This is a genomic window from Streptomyces sp. NPDC055749 (assembly GCF_053617235.1).
In genome coordinates this window covers 46,093-67,275 of sequence record NZ_JBSHFH010000009.1, presented here as the reverse complement: position 1 = coordinate 67,275, position 21,183 = coordinate 46,093, and the positions used below count along the sequence as shown (strand labels likewise).

The window sequence follows — 21,183 nt, the reverse complement described above, 5'->3', positions numbered from 1 at the left end:
CCTTACAGCTTCATCAGGCTGGCGTCGTCGACCGAGGCCGAGTGGCGGGAGCGGAACAGCGACACGATGATCGCGAGCCCGACGACGACCTCCGCGGCGGCGACGACCATCGTGAAGAAGGCGATGATCTGGCCGTCGAGGTTGCCGTGCATCCGGGAGAACGTGACGAGCGCGAGGTTGCAGGCGTTGAGCATCAGCTCCACGCACATGAACACCACGATCGCGTTCCGCCTGATCAGCACCCCGGAGGCGCCGATGGTGAACAAAAGGGCCGCGAGGTAGAGGTAGTTGACCGGGTTCACTTGGCGACCTCCTCTTCGTCGTTGTCACGGCCCAGCCGCGCCCCCGAGCGCTGCTCCAGCGCCTTGAGGTCGGCGAGTGCCTCGTTCGACACGTCCCGCATCTGGCCGCGCTTGCGCAGCGTCTGCATGACGGTGAGTTCGGACGTGGTGCCGTCCGGTAGCAGACCCGCGATGTCCACCCCGTTGTGCCGGGCGTAGACACCCGGCGCGGGCAGCGGCGGAAGGTGGCTGCTGCGCACCCGGTCCTCGGACATCTCCCGCTGTGTCTTGGCCCGTTCGGTGCGCTCGCGGTGCGTGAGCACCATCGCGCCGACGGTCGCCGTGATCAGCAGGGCGCCGGTGATCTCGAAGGCGAAGACGTACTTGGTGAAGATGAGGTTGGCCAGCCCCTCGACGTTTCCGCCGTGCGCGGCGTTGGCGGCGCCGAGCCCGTTGAAGTTGTTCAGCGAGGCGTTGCCGATGCCCGCGCACAGCAGGATGCCGAAGCCGAGTCCGCAGCCCGCGGCCAGCCAGCGCTGGCCCTTGAGCGTCTCCTTCAGCGAGTCCGCCGCCGTGACACCGACGAGCATGACCACGAAGAGGAACAGCATCATGATCGCGCCGGTGTAGACGACGATCTGGACGACACCGAGGAAGTACGCCCCGTTGGCGAGGTAGAAGACCGCCAGGATGATCATGGTCCCGGCGAGTGACAGCGCGCTGTGCACGGCCTTCTTCATCAGGACGGTGGCGAGCGCGCCGATCACGGCGACCGTGCCGAGAATCCAGAACTGGACGGCCTCGCCGGTCGAGGTGGCGGAGGCCGCAGCGGCCAGGCCGGTCATGCGTCCACCTCCTCGTCCGCGGCGGCCTTCTCGTCTGCGGCGGCCTTCTCGCCCTCGCCCTTGGAGACCGCCGTCTGCCGCTCCGTACCCGGCGCGGCTCCGGTCACCAGGCCCCGGTAGTAGTCCTGTTCGTCCATGCCGGGGAAGATCACGTGCGGACTGTCGACCATGCCTTCCTCCAGCCCGGCGAGCAGCTCGTCCTTGGTGTAGATGAGGCTCTCGCGGGTGGTGTTGGCGAGCTCGAACTCGTTCGTCATCGTCAGCGCCCGTGTGGGGCACGCTTCGATGCACAGTCCGCAGAGGATGCAGCGCGCGTAGTTGATCTGGTAGACGCGGCCGTAGCGCTCACCCGGGGAGTAGCGCTCCTCCTCGGTGTTGTCCGCGCCCTCCACATAGATCGCGTCGGCCGGACACGCCCAGGCGCACAGCTCGCAGCCGATGCACTTCTCCAGGCCGTCCGGATGACGGTTGAGCTGATGCCGGCCGTGGAAGCGCGGCGCCGTCACCTTCTGCGTCTCCGGATACTGCTCCGTCAGCCGCTTCTTGAACATGGCCTTGAAGGTCACGCCGAAGCCGGCCACAGGATTCTGGAACTTCTCCCCTGAGGGCTCTGATGACTCAGACACCGTCAGCCTCCTTTCCGTCACTCGAATTCTCGTCACTGTGAGTATCCGACCCACCACTGACAACGAGCTCGCGCTCACGTCGCGATCTGCGCCGGGGCACCGGCGGCAGGGTCTGTCCGGGCAGTGGCGGCACCGGGAATCCGCCCGCCATCGGGTCGAACGCGGGCTCCGGTCCGGCCGCCGCGTCCACCTCCTTGGCCTTGCGGTCGCGGAAGATGTCGACGACGAAGGAGATCAGCAGGATCGCGATCACGGCCCCGGCGACGTACAGCACGATGTTCGAGAAGTCGTAGCCCTCGTTGCGCATCGCACGGACGGTGGCGACCAGCATCAGCCAGACCACCGAGACCGGGATCAGGACCTTCCAGCCGAGCTTCATCAGCTGGTCGTAGCGCACGCGGGGCAGCGTGCCGCGCAGCCAGATGAAGAAGAACAGCAGCAGCTGCACCTTGATGACGAACCAGAGCATCGGCCACCAGCCGTGGTTCGCGCCCTCCCAGAAGGTGCTGACCGGGTACGGAGCCCGCCAGCCGCCCAGGAACAGGGTCACGGAGACCGCGGAGACGGTGACCATGTTGACGTACTCGGCCAGCATGAACATCGCGAACTTGATCGACGAGTACTCGGTGTTGAAGCCGCCGACGAGGTCGCCCTCGGACTCCGGCATGTCGAACGGGGCGCGGTTGGTCTCACCGACCATCGTGACGATGTAGATGATGAAGGAGACCGGCAGCAGGATGATGAACCAGCGGTCCTCCTGCGCCTCCACGATCTTCGAGGTCGACATCGACCCGGAGTAGAGGAAGACCGAGGCGAACGCGGCGCCCATCGCGATCTCGTACGAGATCATCTGCGCGCAGGAGCGCAGACCGCCGAGCAGCGGGTACGTCGATCCGGAGGACCAGCCCGCCAGCACGATGCCGTAGATACCGACCGAGGCGACCGCGAGGATGTACAGCATCGCGATCGGCAGGTCGGTCAGCTGCATCGCCGTACGGTGCCCGAAGATCGAGACCTCGTTGCCGGGCGGGCCGAACGGGATCACGGCGATCGCCATGAACGCGGGGATGGCGGCGATGATCGGCGCCAGGACGTAGACGACCTTGTCCGCCCGCTTGACGATGAGGTCTTCCTTCAGCATCAGCTTGATGCCGTCGGCGAGGGACTGGAGCATGCCCCAGGGCCCGTGCCGGTTCGGCCCGATGCGCAGCTGCATCCAGGCGACGACCTTGCGCTCCCACACGATGGAGAACAGCACGGTCACCATCAGGAACGCGAAGCAGAAGACCGCCTTGATGACGACCAGCCACCACGGGTCGGTGCCGAACATCGAGAGATCCTCGGCGGCGAGCACCGCACCGTGCGGTGCCGCGGCGAGTTCAGCGAGGCCAGTCACGCTCGCACCTCCGGTGAGTCTGCGGGAGCTCCGGCGGCGGGGCCGATCCGGACCGGTCCGCCGGGCCGCGCACCCGTGTCGGCGGGGACGCCCCGCCCGACGGAGTTCAGCGGCACCCAGACCACCCGGTCCGGCATGACGCTGACGGCCAGCGGGAGTTCGACGGTGCCGGCGGGTCCGGTGACGGCCAGCAGGTCGCCGTCCTTGACCCCGGTCTCCGCCGCGGTGGCCGCCGACAGCCGGGCGACGGCCGCGTGCCGGGTCCCGGCCAGCGCCTCGTCGCCCTCCTGGAGCCGGCCCAGGTCGAGCAGCATCCGGTGACCCGCGAGGATCGCCTCGCCGTCGCCGGGCCGGGGCAACGGCTGAACCGACTCCCTCGGGTCCTCGGTGCGGGACCCCGCCCAGCCGCCGAGCCGGTCGAGCTCGCGCCGGGCCGACTTCAGATCCGGCAGCGACAGACGTACATCGAGCGCGTCGGCCAGCATGTGCAGCACCCGCGCGTCGCTCGGGGCGAGCGTCCGCGTCATCTGCTCGGGCTTCAGCGCCGCTTCGAACATCCGGGCCCTGCCCTCCCAGTTGAGGAAGGTGCCGGGCTTCTCGGCGACCGCCGCGACCGGGAAGACCACATCGGCCCGCTCGGTGACCTCGCTGGGCCGCAGCTCCAGCGAGACCAGGAAGCCGACCTGGTCCAGCGCCTCCAGGGCGCGGGCAGGGTCGGGCAGGTCCACGGTCCCGACACCGGCGACGAGCAGCGCGCCCAGTTCGCCGGTGGCCGCGGCCTCGACGATCTGGCCGGTGTCGCGGCCGTAGCGGGAGGGGAGTTCGGCGACACCCCAGACGGACGCCACCTCGTCCCTGGCCCGAGGGTCGGTCGCCGGCCGGCCGCCGGGCAGCAGCGAAGGCAGTGCGCCCGCCTCCACCGCGCCCCGCTCGCCGGCCCGCCTCGGAATCCACACGAGCGTGGCGCCGGTGGCTGCCGCGGTCCGTACGACGGCGCTCAGCGCGCCCGGCACTCCGGCCAGCCGCTCGCCGACGACGATCACCGAGCCGGTGCCGCGCAGCGCCTCGGCCGCGACGGCTCCGTCGCCGTCGAGTCCGACGCCGCCCGCGAGCGCGTCCAGCCACTCGGTTTCGGTGCCGGGGGCGGCGGGAAGCAGCGTGCCGCCCGCCTTCGTGAGACCCCGCGTGGCATGCGTGGCGAGGGCGAAGGTCCGCTGGCCGTGCTTCCGGTTGGCCTTGCGCAGCCGCAGGAAGACGCCGGGCGCCTCCTCCTCGGACTCGAACCCGACGAGCAGGACGGCCGGGGCCTTCTCCAGCGAGGTGTACGTGACACCGCTGCCGTCAAGGTCACGGCCGCGCCCGGCCACACGGGCGGCCAGGAAGTCGGCCTCCTCGCTGCTGTGGACACGGGCCCGGAAGTCGATGTCGTTCGTGTCGAGGGCGATCCGCGCGAACTTGCTGTACGCGTACGCGTCCTCGACGGTCAGCCTGCCGCCGGTGAGGACTCCGGTACGGCCCCGGGCGGCGGCGAACCCACGGGCCGCCGTCTCCAGTGCCTCGGGCCAGCTCGCCGGTTCCAGGACGCCGTCCGCGTTGCGTACGAGCGGCGTGGTGAGCCGGTCGCGCTGCTGGGCGTACCGGAAGCCGAAGCGGCCCTTGTCGCAGAGCCACTCCTCGTTGACCTCGGGGTCGTTGGAGGCCAGGCGCCGCATGACCTTGCCGCGCCGGTGGTCGGTGCGGGTCGCGCAGCCGCCCGCGCAGTGCTCGCACACCGAGGGCGTCGACACGAGGTCGAAGGGCCGGGAGCGGAATCGGTACGCCGCCGAGGTCAGCGCCCCGACCGGGCAGATCTGGATGGTGTTGCCGGAGAAGTACGACTCGAAGGGGTCGCCCTCTCCCGTACCGACCTGCTGGAGCGCGCCGCGCTCGAGCAGCTCGATCATCGGGTCGCCCGCCACCTGGTTGGAGAACCGGGTGCAGCGTGCGCAGAGCACGCACCGCTCGCGGTCCAGCAGCACCTGGGTGGAGATCGGGACGGGCTTCTCGAACGTGCGCTTCTTCCCGTCGAACCGGGAGTCGCTGCCGCCGTGCGACATCGCCTGGTTCTGCAGCGGGCACTCGCCGCCCTTGTCGCAGACGGGGCAGTCCAGCGGGTGGTTGATGAGCAGCAGCTCCATCACACCCTTCTGGGCCTTGTCCGCGACGGGCGAGGTGAGCTGCGACTTCACGACCATGCCGTCGGTGCACGTGATCGTGCAGGACGCCATCGGCTTGCGCTGGCCCTCGACCTCGACGATGCACTGGCGGCAGGCGCCCGCGGGGTCGAGGAGCGGGTGGTCGCAGAAGCGCGGGATCTCGATGCCGAGGAGCTCGGCGGCCCGGATGACGAGGGTGCCCTTGGGCACACTGATCTCGATGCCGTCGATGGTCAGCGTGACAAGGTCCTCGGGCGGAACCGCCGCCTCGCCGCCCCCGGAGGGCGCACTCGTGGTGACTGTCATGCGTTCACCCCCCGGTGAGCGTTCTTGTCGTCGGCCCAGACGGTCGACTTGGCGGGATCGAAGGGGCAGCCCTTGCCCGTGATGTGCTGCTCGTACTCCGCGCGGAAGTACTTCAGCGAGGAGAAGATCGGCGAGGCGGCGCCGTCACCGAGGGCGCAGAAGGACTTGCCGTTGATGTTGTCGGCGATGTCGTTGAGCTTGTCCAGATCGGACATCTGTCCCTTGCCCGCTTCGATGTCGCGGAGCAACTGGACCAGCCAGTAGGTGCCTTCGCGGCACGGTGTGCACTTGCCGCAGGACTCGTGGGCGTAGAACTCGGTCCAGCGGGTGACGGCCCTGACCACACAGGTGGTCTCGTCGAAGCACTGGAGCGCCTTGGTCCCGAGCATGGAACCGGCGGCGCCGACGCCCTCGTAGTCGAGCGGGACGTCGAGGTGCTCGTCGGTGAACATCGGGGTGGACGAGCCGCCGGGGGTCCAGAACTTCAGGCGGTGCCCGGCCCGCATGCCGCCGCTCATGTCGAGCAGCTGGCGCAGGGTGATGCCGAGCGGTGCCTCGTACTGGCCGGGGCTGGTGACGTGCCCGCTGAGCGAGTACAGCGTGAAGCCCGGGGACTTCTCGGTGCCCATCGACTTGAACCAGTCCTTGCCGCGGTTGAGGATCGCGGGAACCGAGGCGATGGACTCGACGTTGTTCACCACAGTGGGGCAGGCGTAGAGACCGGCGACCGCGGGGAAGGGGGGCCGCAGCCGGGGCTGGCCCCGACGCCCTTCGAGCGAGTCGAGCAGTGCGGTTTCCTCACCACAGATGTACGCGCCGGCGCCCGCGTGCACGGTGAGTTCCAGGTCGAGCCCGGAGCCCAGGATGTTCTTCCCGAGGTATCCGGCCGCGTACGCCTCACGGACGGCCTCGTGCAACCGCCGCAGTACGGGGACGACTTCACCGCGCAGATAGATGAAGGCGTGCGAGGAGCGGATCGCGTAGCAGGCGATCACCATGCCCTCGATGAGGCTGTGCGGGTTGGCGAAGAGGAGCGGGATGTCCTTGCAGGTCCCGGGCTCCGACTCGTCGGCGTTGACGACCAGGTAGTGCGGCTTGCCGTCGCCCTGCGGGATGAACTGCCACTTCATCCCGGTGGGGAAGCCGGCGCCGCCGCGTCCGCGCAGACCGGAGTCCTTGACGTACGCGATCAGGTCGTCCGGTGACATGGCGAGGGCCTTGCGCAGACCCTCGTACCCGTCGTGCCGCCGGTAGGTGTCCAGGGTCCAGGAATCCGGCTGGTCCCAGAAGGCGGACAGGACCGGCGCCAGAAGCTTCTCGGGACTGGTCCCGTTCTTGTCGATTTCGGCTGCCAACGTCATCACTCCCCCTCCTCGGCGACGGGACCGGCCGGGTGGTCCGGGTCGGATGCCGAGGTCTGCTGCGGTGCGTCGTGGGAGCTGAGGTGCTCGGCGCCCTTGTGCGGTTCGTCCCGCGGGACTTCACCGCGGGGGCCCACCACGCGCGCGTGCGGGGCCTCGCCCTTGGCGAGCTTCAGCCCGATCAGCGAGGCGGGGCCCGCCCCGCCGGTGGCCTCGACGGCGCCGGGGCGCTCGTCGGGGAATCCGGCCAGGATGCGGGCCGTGTCCTTGTACGTGCACAGGGGGGCGCCGCGGGTGGGCTCGACGGTCCGGCCCGCGATGAGGTCGTCGACGAGCCGGGTCGCGCTCTCGGGTGTCTGGTTGTCGAAGAACTCCCAGTTCACCATCACGACGGGAGCGAAGTCGCAGGCCGCGTTGCACTCGATGTGTTCGAGCGTGACCTTGCCGTCCTCGGTCGTCTCGTCGTTGCCGACGCCCAGGTGGTCCTTGAGCCGGTCGAAGATGGCGTCGCCGCCCATGACCGCGCACAGGGTGTTGGTGCAGACACCGACCTGGTAGTCGCCGCTCGGGCGGCGCCTGTACATCGTGTAGAAGGTCGCGACCGCGTTCACCTCGGCGGTGGTGAGGTCGAGCAGTTCGGCGCAGAAGGCCATGCCCGTACGGGAGACGTACCCCTCCTCGGACTGCACGAGGTGGAGCAGCGGCAGCAGCGCGGAGCGGCTGCCGGGGTAGCGGGCGATCACCTCCTTCGCGTCCGCCTCGAGCCGGGCGCGCACCTCGGCCGGGTAGCCGGGGGCGGGGAGCTGCGGCATCCCCAGACTGACCTCTTGATTGGTTCCGGTCACCGGTCGACGCCTCCCATCACGGGGTCGATGGACGCGACGGCGACGATGACGTCGGCGACCTGGCCGCCCTCGCACATCGCCGCCATGGCCTGGAGGTTGGTGAAGGACGGGTCACGGAAGTGGACCCGGTAGGGGCGGGTTCCGCCGTCCGAGACGACATGCACGCCGAGCTCGCCCTTGGGCGACTCGATCGCGGTGTACGTCTGTCCGGCCGGGACCCGGAAGCCCTCGGTCACCAGCTTGAAGTGGTGGATCAGGGCCTCCATGGAGGTGCCCATGATCTTCTTGATGTGGTCGAGCGAGTTGCCGAGCCCGTCGGGCCCGAGCGCGAGCTGCGCGGGCCAGGCGATCTTCTTGTCGGCGACCATGACCGGGCCCGGCGCGAGCCGGTCCAGGCACTGCTCGACGATCCGCAGCGACTGGCGCATCTCTTCCAGCCGGATGAGGAAGCGGCCGTAGGAGTCGCAGGTGTCCGCGGTGGGCACGTCGAACTCGTAGTTCTCGTAGCCGCAGTACGGGTCGGTCTTGCGCAGGTCGTGCGGGAGTCCGGCGGAGCGCAGGACGGGTCCGGTGGCGCCGAGCGCCACGCAGCCGCTCAGGTCGAGATAGCCGACGTCCTGCATACGGGCCTTGAAGATGGGGTTGCCGGTGGCGAGCTTGTCGTACTCCGGCAGGTTCTTCTTCATGGTCTTCACGAACTCGCGCAGCTGGTCGACCGCGCCCGGGGGCAGGTCCTGGGCGAGTCCGCCGGGCCGGATGAACGCGTGGTTCATCCGGAGGCCGGTGATCAGCTCGAAGAGATCGAGAACGAGTTCACGATCGCGGAAGCCGTAGATCATGATCGTGGTGGCGCCGAGCTCCATACCGCCGGTGGCGATGCACACCAGGTGGGAGGAGATCCGGTTGAGCTCCATCAGCAGGACGCGCAGGACGGTGGCCCGGTCGGGGATCTGGTCCTCGATGCCGAGCAGCTTCTCGACGCCGAGGCAGTACGCCGCCTCGTTGAAGAACGGCGTCAGGTAGTCCATGCGCGTGACGAAGGTGGTGCCCTGCGTCCAGTTCCGGAATTCGAGGTTCTTCTCGATGCCGGTGTGGAGGTAGCCGATGCCGCAGCGGGCCTCGGTGACGGTCTCGCCGTCGATCTCCAGGATGAGCCTCAGCACGCCGTGCGTGGACGGGTGCTGGGGTCCCATGTTGACGATGATGCGCTCGTCGTCGGCCTTGGCCGCCGACTCGACGACCTCGTCCCAGTCGCCGCCGGTGACCGTATATACAGTCCCCTCGGTCGTGGCACGGGGGGTTGCATGGGGAGTGGTCATCAGGAGTACGACCTCCGCTGGTCCGGAGCCGGGATCTGGGCGCCCTTGTACTCGACGGGGATGCCGCCGAGGGGGTAGTCCTTGCGCTGCGGGAAGCCCTGCCAGTCGTCCGGCATCATGATCCGGGTCAGGGCCGGATGCCCGTCGAATACGAGCCCGAAGAAGTCGTACGTCTCGCGCTCGTGCCAGTCGTTGGTCGGGTAGACCGCGACGAGGGACGGGACGTGCGGATCGCTGTCCGGGGCCGACACCTCCAGGCGGATCAGCCGGCCGTGGGTGAGCGAGCGCAGGTGGTAGACGGCGTGCAGCTCGCGGCCCTTGTCCCCGAGGAAGTGGACGCCGCTGACGCCCGTACAGAGCTCGAAGCGCAGGGCCGGGTCGTCGCGCAGGGTCCGGGCGACCTGTACGAGGTGTTCCCGGGCGATGTGGAAGGTGAGTTCGTTCCGGTCGACGACCGTCTTCTCGATGGCGTTGGCGGGAAGCAGGTCCTGTTCCTCCAGGGCCCCTTCGAGCTCGTCGGCCACTTCGTCGAACCAGCCGCCGTACGGGCGGGCCGTGGCCCCCGGGAGGGTCACGGTACGGACGAGGCCGCCGTAGCCGGAGGTGTCGCCGCCGTTGTCGGCGCCGAACATCCCCTTGCGTACGCCGATGACCTCGCCGGAGTCGTCGCGCGGGGCGGGCACCTGGCCGCTGTTGGTGTTCAGCTCGTCGCTCATCGCAGCAGCCCCTTCATCTCGATGAGGGGGAGTGCCTTGAGGGCCGCCTCCTCCGCCTCGCGGGCGGCCTCCTCCGCGTTGACCCCGAGCTTGGTGCCCTGGATCTTCTGGTGGAGTTTGAGGATGGCGTCGATCAGCATCTCGGGACGCGGCGGGCATCCCGGCAAATAGATATCAACCGGCACAATATGATCAACACCCTGCACAATGGCGTAGTTGTTGAACATTCCGCCCGATGATGCGCAAACCCCCATGGAGATGACCCACTTGGGGTTGGGCATCTGGTCGTAGACCTGCCGCAGGACGGGCGCCATCTTCTGGCTGACCCGTCCCGCGACGATCATCAGATCCGCCTGCCGCGGCGAGCCGCGGAAGACCTCCATACCGAACCGGGCCAGGTCGTAGCGCCCGGCTCCGGTCGTCATCATCTCGATGGCGCAGCAGGCGAGGCCGAAGGTGGCGGGGAAGACGGAGGACTTCCGTACCCAGCCGGCGGCCTCTTCCACCGTGGTCAGCACAAAGCCGCTTGGCAGTTTCTCTTCGAGTCCCATGGTGCCCCTCAGCCCCTCAGTCCCATTCCAGGCCGCCGCGGCGCCATACATACGCGTAGGCGACGAAGACGGTGAGCACGAAGAGCAGCATCTCGACGAGCCCGAAGATCCCCAGGGCGTCGAAGGTGACCGCCCAGGGATAGAGGAAGACGATCTCGATGTCGAAGACGATGAAAAGCATCGCCGTCAGGTAGTACTTGATCGGGAAACGGCCGCCTCCGGCTGGAGTGGGGGTGGGTTCGATACCGCACTCGTACGCTTCGAGCTTTGCTCGGTTGTACCGCTTTGGGCCGATAAGCGTGGCCATGACCACGGAAAAGATCGCAAACCCTGCCCCGAGGGCGCCGAGCACGAGGATGGGCGCGTAGGCATTCACGCTCCTCGCTCCTTCCAGTCGTCCTTGACCGTTGGACCGCATCGGGCGACCGGCTCGCCACCTCACCAAGATCGTGCACATGTGAGGCAGTTCACAAGCCCGACTGCCCCGCATCCTATGCCTGCGATCCTGTGATCTGCGACACGGGGTGCGACAACGTCTTTGTGATCTCCACCACCTGACGAAGGATCATGAAGCCGGATGAGGGGTGATCTTCGTACGCGAAGCGGCCGAGTGATCACGAGACGTGACATCTGACTCGGTTACCGCTGGTCAAAGCCCTGCCGCAGTATCAACCGAGCGGGCGCTCAGGCAAATTGGAGATGGACGGCGCGGGGTGGTAAAGGGCCCGGCGACATCCCGTGCTCACCCGGAAGGGGGGTTCGCGAGGTGCGATGTGGACATGTGCATCCATTCACGAACTTCCGGACGTACGAACGACTCGCGAGCGCCGCCCTTCAGGTCACCCTGACGGACCGTCAACCCGGACGCGCACCCCCGCCGGCCGACGCGTGCCGCCGACTCGCGCGGTTGCCTGCCATGGCCGACTCATGCCGTGACCTGCGTCACACCACGTGAGCTCCACGTAAAGCGGGCTTGGCCATCGGTGTGAACGGATGGTAAGCGCCGGGCAATCCGGACGTATTACTGAAAGCTGGTGATCACAGCATTGATGGCGCGTGCCCGATTTGCCCGTTACGGCGTCAATAAAGGCCGTCAGAAAGCGGATTCACAGGTTCCGGACGTAACTGTGTCGCAACACACGTTTCTTGAAGGGACCCCGGATGCCCTGATAGCGCTAGTTCTCATGTCCCACACCGCTCACATACCCAGCCACCGGAAACCCCGCCAGAGTGCCTCGAAGACGGCGCTGCGAGCCGGAGTTGCCGGTGGCGTCCTCAGCACCATCGCGGTCGCCGGTGCCGCCGGTCCGGCTCAGGCCGAGCCGGTGACCCAGACCATCGAGATGCCCACGATCACCTCCGGGCTCTCCCCCGCCGTCGTGGCCTCCGCCGAGGCCACGCAGCAGGTCGCCCTGGACCTGGAGACGCAGGCCCACGAGGACGCCGCGGCCGAGACCGCCGCCAAGAAGGCCAAGAAGGCCAAGGCGGAGGCAGTACGCAAGGCCGAGGCCGAGAAGAAGGCGGAGGCAGCCGCCAAGGCGAGGGCCGAGGCAGCCGAGAAGGAGGCCGCCGCCGAGCGCGCCTCCCGGACCGCCGAGCGCACGACGCTCAGCGCCTCCGCGGGCTCCTCCACGCCCTCGTACTCCTCGTCGAACGTCAGTGGCTCCGCCGCGTCCGTCGTGGCCTTCGCCAAGGCGCAGGTCGGCGACTCGTACGTCATGGGCAGCACCGGCCCCAACTCGTGGGACTGCTCCGGGCTCGTCCAGGCAGCGTTCCGCACGGCCGGCGTCGAACTGCCGCGCGTCTCGGGGGCCCAGTCGACGGCCGGCACCTCGGTCTCGCTGAGCAACCTCCAGCCGGGCGACATCCTGTACTGGGGCGGCCAGGGAAGCGCGTACCACGTCGCGGTCTACGTGGGAGGCGGCCAGTACGTCGGGGCGCAGAACCCCAGCACCGGTGTCGTGCAGCGGTCCCTGGACTACGACATGCCGACCGGCGCGGTCCGCGTTCTCTGATTCACAAGCGCACGCGTACGGCTGAAGCGTGCCGAAGGGCCGCCACTCCCCCGCTCGGGAGTGGCGGCCCTTCGCCATGGGCCGGTCCGGTCAGCGCAGGGCGCAGTAGCCGGTGTGGGTGCCGCTGTTGTTGAAGCGCGGCCACTTGAGCTTGTCGCGGGTCTCCGAGCCATGGTTCTGCTATTGCGGCCGACCGCAAATGCTAAGCCGGATGAACAACTGTTCCTATTTCTTTCTGTGGATATCCAGTACTTTTGGTGCATAACCTGATGTTGTGAAGCACAGTCGCCACCGGCCCGGAGGCGGCCGGATGAAGAAGTTCAGGCCGCAGCAGGGCTTCACCGTCCTCGCGCACAAGCTCGCGCTGGACCCGAACGTCACGGCCGAGCGCCACCTGTACTCGCACGCAGGTGCCGCGCGGGCTGCGTACAACTGGGCGGTCGGGTACGTCACTGCTGTGTGGTGGCAGCGCAAGGCCGAGCAGTCCTACGGCATCCCCGAGGATCAGCTGACTGAGTGGCGGTCGTGGTCGTTGCCCGCGTTGCGGAAGGCGTTCAACGCGGACAAGCGCACCAACCCGCGTTTCGCCGGCTGGTGGGCGGAGAACTCCAAGGAGGCATACAACACCGGCCTGGCAGGCGCGTCGGCGGCGTTCGACAACTACGCAAGGTCGAGGAGCGGCAAGCGCAGGGGCCCGAAGATGGGTATCCCCCGCTTCAAGGCGAAGCGGAAGGCGCGGCCGGCCTGCCGGTTCACCACCGGCACGATCCGTATCGAGCCTGACGGCAGGCATGTCACTCTGCCGAGGATCGGCACGGTCCGTCTTCATGAGAACCGCGCTGACCTGCGGGCTCTGATCGACGCAGAGAACATGCGGATCTTGTCTGCCACGGTCCGTCTGGACCGGGGCCGCTGGTTCGTCGCGTTTCAGGTGGAACAGCGGCACGATCTGGTGAGGGTGGCCCGTCCGGATGCGACGGTCGGTATCGACCTCGGCATCAAGACCCTCGCGGTCCTCGCGGACAGCGACGGAGTGCTGAGTGAGGAGCCGAACCCACGCCATCTGGACCATGCTCAGAAGCAGCTGCGCCGCGCGAGCCGGGTCGTCTCACGCCGTCGGGGTCCCAACTGGCGTACAGGGCAGCGGGCGTCGAAGCGCTGGGAGAGGGCCAACGCCGCGCGGAACAAGATCCATCACCGGGTCGCGAACCTCCGCGAGGACACGATCCACAAACTGACGACGCGCCTCGCCAGTGAATACGGCACGGTCGTCGTCGAGGATCTCAATGTTGCCGGGATGGGCCGTAACCGGCGGCTGTCCCGTCGGATTGCGGATGCCGCGTTCGGTGAGATCCGGCGGCAGCTCACCTACAAGACCCGCCATCGCGGTACGCGACTTGTTGTCGCCGACCGCTGGTTCCCCTCCTCGAAGACCTGCTCGCGCTGCGGTGTGGTGAAAGCCAAGCTGCCCCTCAGCGTGCGTGTCTTCGAGTGCGACAACTGCGGCCTCGTCCTGGACCGGGACGCGAACGCAGGACACAACCTGGTCGCCTTGGCGACCCACACGACAGGTACCGGAGTGGCCGGAGACCTGGACACCGCCGCCATGGCGGGGTCGAAGCCCCGTGGAGCCGACCACAAGACCCGCACCACCAGCCCACGCCGCAAGGCCCAGGCAGAGCGGGCAGGTGGCACAATCCCCAGCCTCAGGGCCGGGAAGGAAACGGGAGACCGTCAACAGGACACCAGAGCGCAACTCGCACTGTGGTGACACCGTCACGGACCATCCCGGTGGAAACACCAGGACGGCTTAGATCACTTGATGACCAAAGCAACGGAACGAGATGCTCCGCGTCCATCGTCCTGCGCGCCCAAACGGTGGTCTCCCACGTCCGTCTGGGCACGTTCCCCGACAGCGGAGTGGCCCACATTCGACTGCACGGCTCCCTTCCGCCGGGCGGGGGGTAATCCAGGTCAACCGTCGCGCGTAGAGCCACCCGTGCTGGCCGTACCCCCATCAAGTTCGAAGACCCTGGATGCGCAGCTATTCGCCGTACCAGCGCTCGCGCAGGTCGGATACCTGATCCTGAATGACCGTGCGTCGCTGATCTACCGGGAGCGTCGCGAGTCGGGCGAGGAGGGAGTCCAGCTCGGCCAGCAGGGCAGTATCACCGTCCTGCATCATCCCGATCCTGGGCTCGACGAACAGAGTCAGGTAGTCCCGCAACGCAACGCCGAATCCCTCCGGGGCTCCGGTAGGTGGGGCGGGCTCCCACTCTTGTACGAGATGGGCGGCAGGATTTTCCAGTATCCACCCTGAGTAGACGTGGTCGGCGAAGATAATGTCCAGATTAGGTGCCACTCGGAGCCGCATGAGGTCACTCGGCGCCGTCGGTGAATCGGTGAACGCACACACCAATCGGTCGCCTGATGCCTCCACCCATCGCACCTCTGTCGGCCTCGCATCGAAGTTGTTCGGGGTGATGGACTGGAGGCCGCCTTGCATCGCCGACGTTTCGAGCCATCTCTCTGGGCTCCATCCTTCGGCCGACTCCTGCTCGGGCACCGCGAGAATCATTCCCCGCAGCCCTCCGCCATGTTTCCCGAAGCGAAATTCATCATCTCCCGACCACAGCCAGTCGGTACTTCCGAAGGTCTCAGAAAGCAGCACTTCGTGGCTGGGAAAGTCCGTGTGGGGAGATGCTGTGACGAAACCGCCCGAGAGTGAGTAGCGAGGCGGGAAGGGAATCGGGCGACCGGTCGTGGAGACATTGAACCCGTTTGCCAACTCCAGGTCCGGTTTCATGCCAGTATTTGGTTTGATGGTCAAGAGATTCCTTAACGAAGGAGTGTCGCGGGCGGCAGCATGCCACCTTTGGGTGTAGGGATCCGCCCATTGATGATTTGTTCACGGGTCACTGGCGGTCCCGGGTCGGTCGGAGATCCTCCCCATGCTGCCGCACCACTTTCATTCTTCGGTCCGGAGGGCCCATAGCTCGTGATGACATTTCCTGCCTTGCCGCCCTTGCTCTCCATCACCACGATGTCCGTTCCCTGGTGGAATATGAGCCGCTCGGCACCTCCGTTGGAAATGTATATGCCGTCCGGCTGCGAGAGGATTTCCAGCTCACGTTCTGCTGAAAGATGACCATGATATCCACTCGCTGTTCGGCGACGCCCGTCCATTGCCCGCTCGATGGACTGGTCGATAACCCTGGTCACTTTCGTGCAGTCATACAGGCCGAGTGGGTCCGCTCCCTGGAGCGGATCACGGACGTACATCATCGGGTTGGGATCCGACTCCAGGCCGAGCGGGTCCTGCGTGACGTACCGGGCGGTCTCGGGGTCGTAGTAGCGGAAGTAGTTGTAGTGGAGGCCGGTTTCCGGGTCGAAGTACTGGCCGGGGAAGCGGAGTGGGGTGTACGCCGTGCTGGCGCCGGCCCATGTGGTTGTGCCCCATAGTGTGCTGCGGGTGTGCCAGGCGAGAGTGCCCGACTCGTCGACGAGTTCGCTCGGGGTGCCGATGAGATCAGTGACGATGGCGAAGAAGCGTTCGTCGACCGTGTCCTGCGGGGAGCTTGCCGAGAGGATGCGTTCCGTCTGGGCAAGTGGGCGGAAGCCAACGTGGTCCCAGGTGAGGGCGACCGGGTTGGGCAGGGCGTCAGTCTCTGTGATCTGCTCGCACAGAGTGGTTCCGTCCCAGGTGAACGAGACCTGTTCCAGCACGGAGCCCCCGTCGGCAGCCATTCGCTGTTTGGCGATACGACGGCCGAGGGGGTCGTACACGTAGCGCCAACGGGTGCCGTCAGGAGTGGTGACCGAAGTGAGCCGGTCTTCGGAATCCCAGTTGTAGCGCCAGGTGTCCGGCTTGCGGGACAGTCTGGTCTTCTGGCGCAGCACCATGCGGCCCTGCGCGTCGTGCTCATAACGGACGTTCCCGGCGCGGGTGATGCGTGTGCCTGTGTAGGAGCGTTCCCCCGTCGCTTCCTGGCCGGGGTGGGAGGTGGGCCAGGCAGCCTGGGTCTGGTTGCCCGCCTCGTCGTAGGCGTAGTTCTCGGTCCAGTTCGACCCGTTGACTGCGGTGACCCTGCCCTCAGCATCCAGGTCGAAGTGACGGTCGCCGGAGATCCGGTCCTGGATGCCGACGAGGTTGCCGCCGGCCCGGTAGGTGTAGGCGCGACGCTGGAGGCTGCTGCCTCGGGCCGATACGTGCTGGCTGGTGAGTCGGCCTGCCGTGTCGAACTCGTGCGTGAGGCTGATCGTCTCGCCGATGTGGCGGGCGGTCTCCTGGCCCGCAGCATTGTGGGCAAAGGCTACGGTCCGGCCGGAGGTGGTGAGCGTGCTGCGTTGACCGGCGGCATCGTAGGTCCATGTGCTGACCGCGCCGGAGGGGGTCGTACGGGAGATGCGTCGGCTCAGCGTGTCGTGGGTGTAGGTGAGTGTGCGCCCGTTCACGGTTTCGGACCTGAGTCGTCCGTGGCGGTCGCGTAGCCAGGTCAGTGACGCGTCAGGGCTGGTGGCTGCGGCGAGCTGATCGAATATGTCGTACTCGAAGGTGGTGATCGCACCGTCCGCGTCCTTACGGAGCAGCTGGTCGAGTTCGCTGTGCTGGTAACGGATGGTCTGACCGAGGCCGTTGGTACGGCTGGTCAATCGGCCTGCCTCGTCGTGGCCATAGGTCTGCGTGCGACCGTCGAAGTCGGTTTCCGTGGTGAGTCGGCCGGCCGGGTCGTACGAGTAGTTCCAGGTCAGCCCATGAGGGTTGGTGACCTGGGTGAGCTGAAGGTTGGTGTCGTGACCGAACTCGTAGCGGACTCCGTCGGGCCCGGTGCGCGCCGCCATCAGGTCGAAGTCCGTGTACTCGAAGCGGCTGACCATGCCCATGGCGTCGGTGTGGGTCAGGCAGTTGCCCTCGCCGTCGTAGGTCCAGGTCTGTTCGCTGCCGTCGGGCTCGGTCCGCCGGGCGATGTGGCCCTCGGTGGTCCACTCCCGGTGGCTGGTCGCCCCGAGGGCGTCGACGAGTACGACCGGGCGGCCGAAGGCGTCGCGTGTGCAGCGGGTCTTTTCGCCGAGCGGATCGGTGATCTCGGCGGGGAGCCCTGCCCGGTCGTTGCGTACGTGAGTGGTGTGGCCGAGGGGATCCGTAACGGAAGTGAGGTGACCCGCCTCGTCGTACGCGAACCGGGTGGTGGCCCGTGAACCATCGGTGACCGAGGTGCGGTTGCCGTGGGCGTCGTAGGTCTGGCGCACGATGCTGCCGTCCGTGCCGGTCACTTTCACGGGTAGGCCGAGATCGTTGTACTCGGCGGTGGAGCGGCGTCCATCGGGGCGGATGGCCGCCACCATGCGGCCCGCTTCGTCGTGCTCGCAGCGGCTGACATACCCCAGCGGGTCGGTGCGGGACAGCAGCCGGTTGTAGCGGTCGTACTCGAAACGGGTGACGGCGCCGGTCGCGTCGATCTCGGCGACGACCTGCGCGCGCTCATTGATCAGATAGCGGCTGGTGTGGCCCAGCGAGTCGGTGAGCGTCGTGACGCGCAGGCCGGTGTCCTGGTCGGTGCCGTTGTAGGTGAGAGTTGAGCGCAGATGGCCGTTGGATCCGGACTGGGAGGTGCAGCGATCATCGTCGTCGTAGACGTAGTCGAAATGGCTGCCGTTGGTGTCGGTCCAGGACGTGATGCGACCGTGGTCGTCGTAGCCGAATCGCAGCGGACGGCCCGAGGAGTTGGTGACCTCGGTGAGGTGGCGGCCCTCGGCGTAGCCGTAGCGGAGGATCTCCTGGTCGGTGCCGTCCGGAGCCGCTCCGGCCAGATGCAGGGCGGTTATTCGGCCCTGGTCTGTGGTGAGCTTCAGGTGGTAGCCACCGTGGTGTACGAGCGAGGTCGGGGCGCCGTCATCGTCGTACTCGAAGGTGATCCAGCGACCGTTGCGGTCGTCGATCTGGACCAGCAGAGCCAGATCGTGCCGGTGGACAGCGAAGTGCCGGACCCGGCCTGTCTCCGGGTCGGTGACCGTGTAGTCCCCAGCCAAGTCACGGTCCAGTGGCCAGCGCTGTCCGTGGGCGGGCATGACGGGGACGCCTGGTGCGGGATGCGGATAGGCGAGCAGGCTGCCGTCCTCACGGACGAAGATCACGCCTTGGGAGTCGATCTCCAGGCGCTGGTCCACTGTGCTCGCCCATGCCGTGCCGAACCAGCGGCCCGCGCGGTAGGACGACTCGAAGGAGCGTTGGAAGATCAGCGGCAGCGAACCGGGCAACGCGATATCTGTCTGCGGCAGCACCATCCGTCCGGTGGCAACGTCGATCGGGTCGATCTTGCATGTCTTGTCCGCGGGGCACCTCGCGGAGGGCTCCGGCTCGCGGTCGACCGTGTGCCGTGCTCCCTTCCGCGCGCCTGACTCGGCACCGTCCCTCATGCCCGCGCGTACGGCGCTCCGCAGGCCGCCCGTGCCCTTCGTGCCGAGGATTTCGGGTATCAGACGGCCGATGAACTCGCTGGGGTCGCCCTTGGCGGCCTCCCAGGCGTTCTTCAGGGCGCGGTCGGGGTGGGCCGCGGTGGAGGCCAGGCCCGCCAGGGTCATGTTGACGTGTCTGTAGTACTCGGCGGGGTGGGTGATGTTGTACGGGTCCAGCGGGTGGACCGAGCGGACGAAGTTGGTGATCCCGACGACGCCCTTGACCACGCCGCCACCGACGTGGAGTACCTCCACCGCCTGCCCGGCGCTGTAGTCGGCCAGGTTGAACTTGGCCCGGTCGGTGGCGGAGGGCTCGGCGGGTGCGTGTGCGAGGGCTGCTGTGACTGCCTTGTTCGCCGTGGCCGCGGCGTCGTTGCGCTGGCGCCGGGCCTCGTCGAGGATCTCCTGGGCGCGCTCGCGCAGGGCCGTGCCCGGATCCACGAAAGTGTCCGGCCTGGGCAGTGGGTTCGCGCCGCCGTACGCGTCCTTGTAGGCGTCGACCTGCTTGTTGTACGCGGTGGCCGCCGACTGCGAGGCCTTCTCGCCGTCGTGGAACGCCTCGATCGCGTCCTGGGCCTTGCCCTGCGCCCACGCCACCGTCGAGGCGTACATCTCAAGCGCCGTTGCCGCGGCACCGAACGCCTCCGACGCACGCACCCAGTCCGTGGGAAGCGTGGAGAACTTGTCGCGGAACGCCTCGGCCGCGACACCTCTCCACCGGCTGGAGTCAAGGCTCTTCATGCCCCGCCCGACCAGATCGAACGCGTCCCCGAAGTCCCGCAGGTTCTGCACACTCGCGTTGATCTTGACGGTGCTGCCGTGGATCAGCTCATTGGCCTGCCGGGTCTGCCCGAGCTGCTGCTCACCGACCTGCGCGCCCAGCGACGAGGCCGTCCGGTCGCCCCAGTCCTCCACCACATCGGCCATCGCACCCTGACCCATGTGGTCAAGACCGTCACCGGCCTTGTCCGTCGCCCAGTCGACCCCCTCGCCGACCTTCTTCTTCCCCTCCTCCCAGCCGTCCTCCAGCTTGCCGAGACCACTGTCGAGCATCCCGCCCCAGTCCGGCATCAGCGATCCCCCCAGTTCGGCTCCTGCGCCTGCGCGATCGCCTCGTCGGACGGATCGAACGTGTCGCGCGCCTCCTGTTCCATCAGCTCACGCTGCTCAGGGGTGATCACACCGGAGTTGCGCATCGAGTCGTACACACCGTCCTGCACGTCATAGCCGGTGTCCCGCCAGACGCGCCCGACCTCCTCGTTCGCCTCACGCATGGACTCCGGGCTCCAGTCGGCACCGTCGTACGGCGTCTGGGAACGGATCTCGTCCCAGTCCTTCGCCTTGACCTCGTCCTCGGTCAGATGCGGATTGCCGTTCACCCCGTTCACCGCGATCTTGAACGTGTCCTTCACGTACTGCTCCTGCTCATGGATCGCCCCCGCCGACAGCCCCACCGCCGAAGCGAACCCGTTCCCCCGGATCATCAACGCCCGAACGCCCCACTCCCAGCGTTCGCAGAACGTCCTGAACCCGTCCGTCAGACCGCCGTGCCCCAACTCCAGACCCGTCAGCGCCAGATCGGAGAACCCCCGCCCGGTCGACGCCTCCCCGATCATCCCCAGGTCCTTCAGCTCTCCGTGCGCCTTGTCGATCCCCTGAGCAATCAACGCCAAAGCCTCCGCCGGCACCGCAAGATCCGGCTCCTGGCCGCTCACGCCGACACCCCGAGATCCACCGCAACCGCATCCGGAACCACACCGGCCACCGGCGGGAACAACATCCCGTCCCCGCTTCCCGCGTCCAGCGCCACCCCAGCAGGACCCGGCAGCAGAGGCACCATCACATCCAGCAACCGCGCACCCAGAATCGCCTGGTACGCCCACTCCCGGTCCGCTTCACCCTGCGCATGAGCAAACCTCGCCAACGCAGCCTCGTCCGAGAACGCGCAGATCCACCGCACCCCGTTGCGATCCGCCGACCACAGGCTCCCGGAACCATCAAGAGGGACCAGAACCGCCGTACGCCGAAACTCACCCAACAGCGCGGCGAACTCGCGGCGGGCGGCACTCGACCGATCGCCCTCGGCATCGGGCACTGTTTCCCGCACAGGCCCTGCCGGCCCCGCCAAATCCGCCAGACGCAAAGGACGTTGCTGCCCTGGTATTCCATCCCCACCCATGGTCATGGGTGAGATCATCACACGCATAAATTTCCGAATGCAACGTGATGTGACCTACCGGCCGAATCTCGTCTGGTCAGGCGTGCGCCGGG

17 protein-coding genes are annotated in these 21,183 nt (G+C 67.5%); 2 read left to right on the top strand and 15 right to left on the bottom strand.

The features are described 5' to 3' along the window. Positions 1 to 2: 2 nt before the first annotated feature. The 11 genes from nuoK to ACWGO0_RS09165 are packed head-to-tail and all read right to left on the bottom strand — an operon-like array spanning position 3 to position 10,817. Complete coding sequence (gene nuoK / locus ACWGO0_RS09215; protein WP_185299156.1) at positions 3 to 302, bottom strand: NADH-quinone oxidoreductase subunit NuoK; 300 nt, start codon at positions 300 to 302, stop codon at positions 3 to 5. Further along, the gene (locus ACWGO0_RS09210; protein ID WP_453530401.1) at positions 299 to 1,126 is read right to left on the bottom strand and encodes an NADH-quinone oxidoreductase subunit J; all 828 of its coding nucleotides are present in this window, start codon (positions 1,124 to 1,126) and stop codon (positions 299 to 301) included. Before ACWGO0_RS09210 ends, nuoK begins: the two co-directional genes overlap by 4 nt. After that, positions 1,123 to 1,752: an NADH-quinone oxidoreductase subunit NuoI gene (nuoI, locus tag ACWGO0_RS09205; protein WP_453530398.1), complete on the bottom strand. Its 630-nt coding sequence runs from the start codon at positions 1,750 to 1,752 to the stop codon at positions 1,123 to 1,125. The genes ACWGO0_RS09210 and nuoI overlap by 4 nt, the downstream gene beginning before the upstream one ends. Next, positions 1,745 to 3,148 carry an NADH-quinone oxidoreductase subunit NuoH gene (nuoH, locus tag ACWGO0_RS09200; protein WP_453530395.1) on the bottom strand — a complete coding sequence of 468 codons (1,404 nt, stop codon included), beginning with the start codon at positions 3,146 to 3,148 and terminating at the stop codon, positions 1,745 to 1,747. The genes nuoI and nuoH overlap by 8 nt, the downstream gene beginning before the upstream one ends. Next, positions 3,145 to 5,649, bottom strand: coding sequence for an NADH-quinone oxidoreductase subunit G (locus tag ACWGO0_RS09195; RefSeq protein ID WP_453530392.1), 2,505 nt, complete (start codon positions 5,647 to 5,649; stop codon positions 3,145 to 3,147). Before ACWGO0_RS09195 ends, nuoH begins: the two co-directional genes overlap by 4 nt. After that, a complete protein-coding gene (gene nuoF, locus ACWGO0_RS09190) occupies positions 5,646 to 7,013 on the bottom strand; it encodes an NADH-quinone oxidoreductase subunit NuoF (RefSeq protein ID WP_453530389.1) in 1,368 nt (455 codons plus the stop codon). The genes ACWGO0_RS09195 and nuoF overlap by 4 nt, the downstream gene beginning before the upstream one ends. Further along, positions 7,010 to 7,822, bottom strand: coding sequence for an NADH-quinone oxidoreductase subunit NuoE (nuoE, locus tag ACWGO0_RS09185; protein ID WP_453530712.1), 813 nt, complete (start codon positions 7,820 to 7,822; stop codon positions 7,010 to 7,012). The genes nuoF and nuoE overlap by 4 nt, the downstream gene beginning before the upstream one ends. A 29-nt stretch (positions 7,823 to 7,851) precedes the next feature. Continuing rightward, the gene (locus ACWGO0_RS09180; RefSeq protein ID WP_453530386.1) at positions 7,852 to 9,174 is read right to left on the bottom strand and encodes an NADH-quinone oxidoreductase subunit D; all 1,323 of its coding nucleotides are present in this window, start codon (positions 9,172 to 9,174) and stop codon (positions 7,852 to 7,854) included. Then, positions 9,174 to 9,890 carry an NADH-quinone oxidoreductase subunit C gene (locus ACWGO0_RS09175; protein WP_453530383.1) on the bottom strand — a complete coding sequence of 239 codons (717 nt, stop codon included), beginning with the start codon at positions 9,888 to 9,890 and terminating at the stop codon, positions 9,174 to 9,176. Before ACWGO0_RS09175 ends, ACWGO0_RS09180 begins: the two co-directional genes overlap by 1 nt. After that, the gene (locus ACWGO0_RS09170; protein ID WP_185299164.1) at positions 9,887 to 10,441 is read right to left on the bottom strand and encodes a NuoB/complex I 20 kDa subunit family protein; all 555 of its coding nucleotides are present in this window, start codon (positions 10,439 to 10,441) and stop codon (positions 9,887 to 9,889) included. Before ACWGO0_RS09170 ends, ACWGO0_RS09175 begins: the two co-directional genes overlap by 4 nt. Before the next feature lie 16 nt (positions 10,442 to 10,457). Then, a complete protein-coding gene (locus ACWGO0_RS09165; RefSeq protein WP_003992243.1) occupies positions 10,458 to 10,817 on the bottom strand; it encodes an NADH-quinone oxidoreductase subunit A in 360 nt (119 codons plus the stop codon). Positions 10,818 to 11,625: 808 nt separating this feature from the next. Between ACWGO0_RS09165 and ACWGO0_RS09160 the strand changes: the two genes are divergently transcribed. Both ACWGO0_RS09160 and tnpB read left to right on the top strand, forming a co-directional pair. Continuing rightward, the gene (locus tag ACWGO0_RS09160) at positions 11,626 to 12,456 is read left to right on the top strand and encodes a C40 family peptidase (RefSeq protein ID WP_453530379.1); all 831 of its coding nucleotides are present in this window, start codon (positions 11,626 to 11,628) and stop codon (positions 12,454 to 12,456) included. A 274-nt stretch (positions 12,457 to 12,730) separates the two neighbouring features. Then, positions 12,731 to 14,227, top strand: a complete 1,497-nt coding sequence (tnpB, locus tag ACWGO0_RS09155) for an IS607 family element RNA-guided endonuclease TnpB (RefSeq protein ID WP_453530376.1) — start codon at positions 12,731 to 12,733, stop codon at positions 14,225 to 14,227. A gap of 273 nt (positions 14,228 to 14,500) precedes the next feature. Here the strand turns inward: tnpB and ACWGO0_RS09150 are convergent, their stop codons facing one another. From ACWGO0_RS09150 to ACWGO0_RS09135, 4 genes are read right to left on the bottom strand one after another with little or no spacing between them, the layout of a single operon-like run. After that, positions 14,501 to 15,262: a hypothetical protein gene (locus tag ACWGO0_RS09150; RefSeq protein WP_453530373.1), complete on the bottom strand. Its 762-nt coding sequence runs from the start codon at positions 15,260 to 15,262 to the stop codon at positions 14,501 to 14,503. A gap of 32 nt (positions 15,263 to 15,294) precedes the next feature. Beyond that, positions 15,295 to 19,983 (bottom strand): putative T7SS-secreted protein, encoded by a 4,689-nt coding sequence (locus ACWGO0_RS09145; RefSeq protein ID WP_453530370.1) that lies wholly within the window; start codon positions 19,981 to 19,983, stop codon positions 15,295 to 15,297. Continuing rightward, a complete protein-coding gene (locus ACWGO0_RS09140) occupies positions 19,983 to 20,627 on the bottom strand; it encodes a hypothetical protein (RefSeq protein WP_453530367.1) in 645 nt (214 codons plus the stop codon). The genes ACWGO0_RS09145 and ACWGO0_RS09140 overlap by 1 nt, the downstream gene beginning before the upstream one ends. After that, entirely contained in the window at positions 20,624 to 21,097 is a 474-nt protein-coding gene (locus tag ACWGO0_RS09135; RefSeq protein WP_453530364.1) for an SseB family protein, read from the bottom strand. The genes ACWGO0_RS09140 and ACWGO0_RS09135 overlap by 4 nt, the downstream gene beginning before the upstream one ends. Positions 21,098 to 21,183: the final 86 nt, after the last annotated feature.

Bases quoted from the DNA above. Each gene is read 5' to 3' on its own strand.
- ACWGO0_RS09135 (WP_453530364.1), bottom strand. From the start codon at position 21,097: ATGACCATGGGTGGGGATGGAATACCAGGGCAGCAACGTCCTTTGCGT.
- ACWGO0_RS09170 (WP_185299164.1), bottom strand. From the start codon at position 10,441: ATGGGACTCGAAGAGAAACTGCCAAGCGGCTTTGTGCTGACCACGGTG.
- ACWGO0_RS09150 (WP_453530373.1), bottom strand. From the start codon at position 15,262: ATGAAACCGGACCTGGAGTTGGCAAACGGGTTCAATGTCTCCACGACC.
- nuoE (WP_453530712.1), bottom strand. From the start codon at position 7,822: ATGCCGCAGCTCCCCGCCCCCGGCTACCCGGCCGAGGTGCGCGCCCGG.
- ACWGO0_RS09175 (WP_453530383.1), bottom strand. From the start codon at position 9,890: ATGAGCGACGAGCTGAACACCAACAGCGGCCAGGTGCCCGCCCCGCGC.
- ACWGO0_RS09160 (WP_453530379.1), top strand. From the start codon at position 11,626: ATGTCCCACACCGCTCACATACCCAGCCACCGGAAACCCCGCCAGAGT.
- ACWGO0_RS09180 (WP_453530386.1), bottom strand. From the start codon at position 9,174: ATGACCACTCCCCATGCAACCCCCCGTGCCACGACCGAGGGGACTGTA.
- ACWGO0_RS09195 (WP_453530392.1), bottom strand. From the start codon at position 5,649: ATGACAGTCACCACGAGTGCGCCCTCCGGGGGCGGCGAGGCGGCGGTT.
- ACWGO0_RS09145 (WP_453530370.1), bottom strand. From the start codon at position 19,983: ATGCCGGACTGGGGCGGGATGCTCGACAGTGGTCTCGGCAAGCTGGAG.
- ACWGO0_RS09210 (WP_453530401.1), bottom strand. From the start codon at position 1,126: ATGACCGGCCTGGCCGCTGCGGCCTCCGCCACCTCGACCGGCGAGGCC.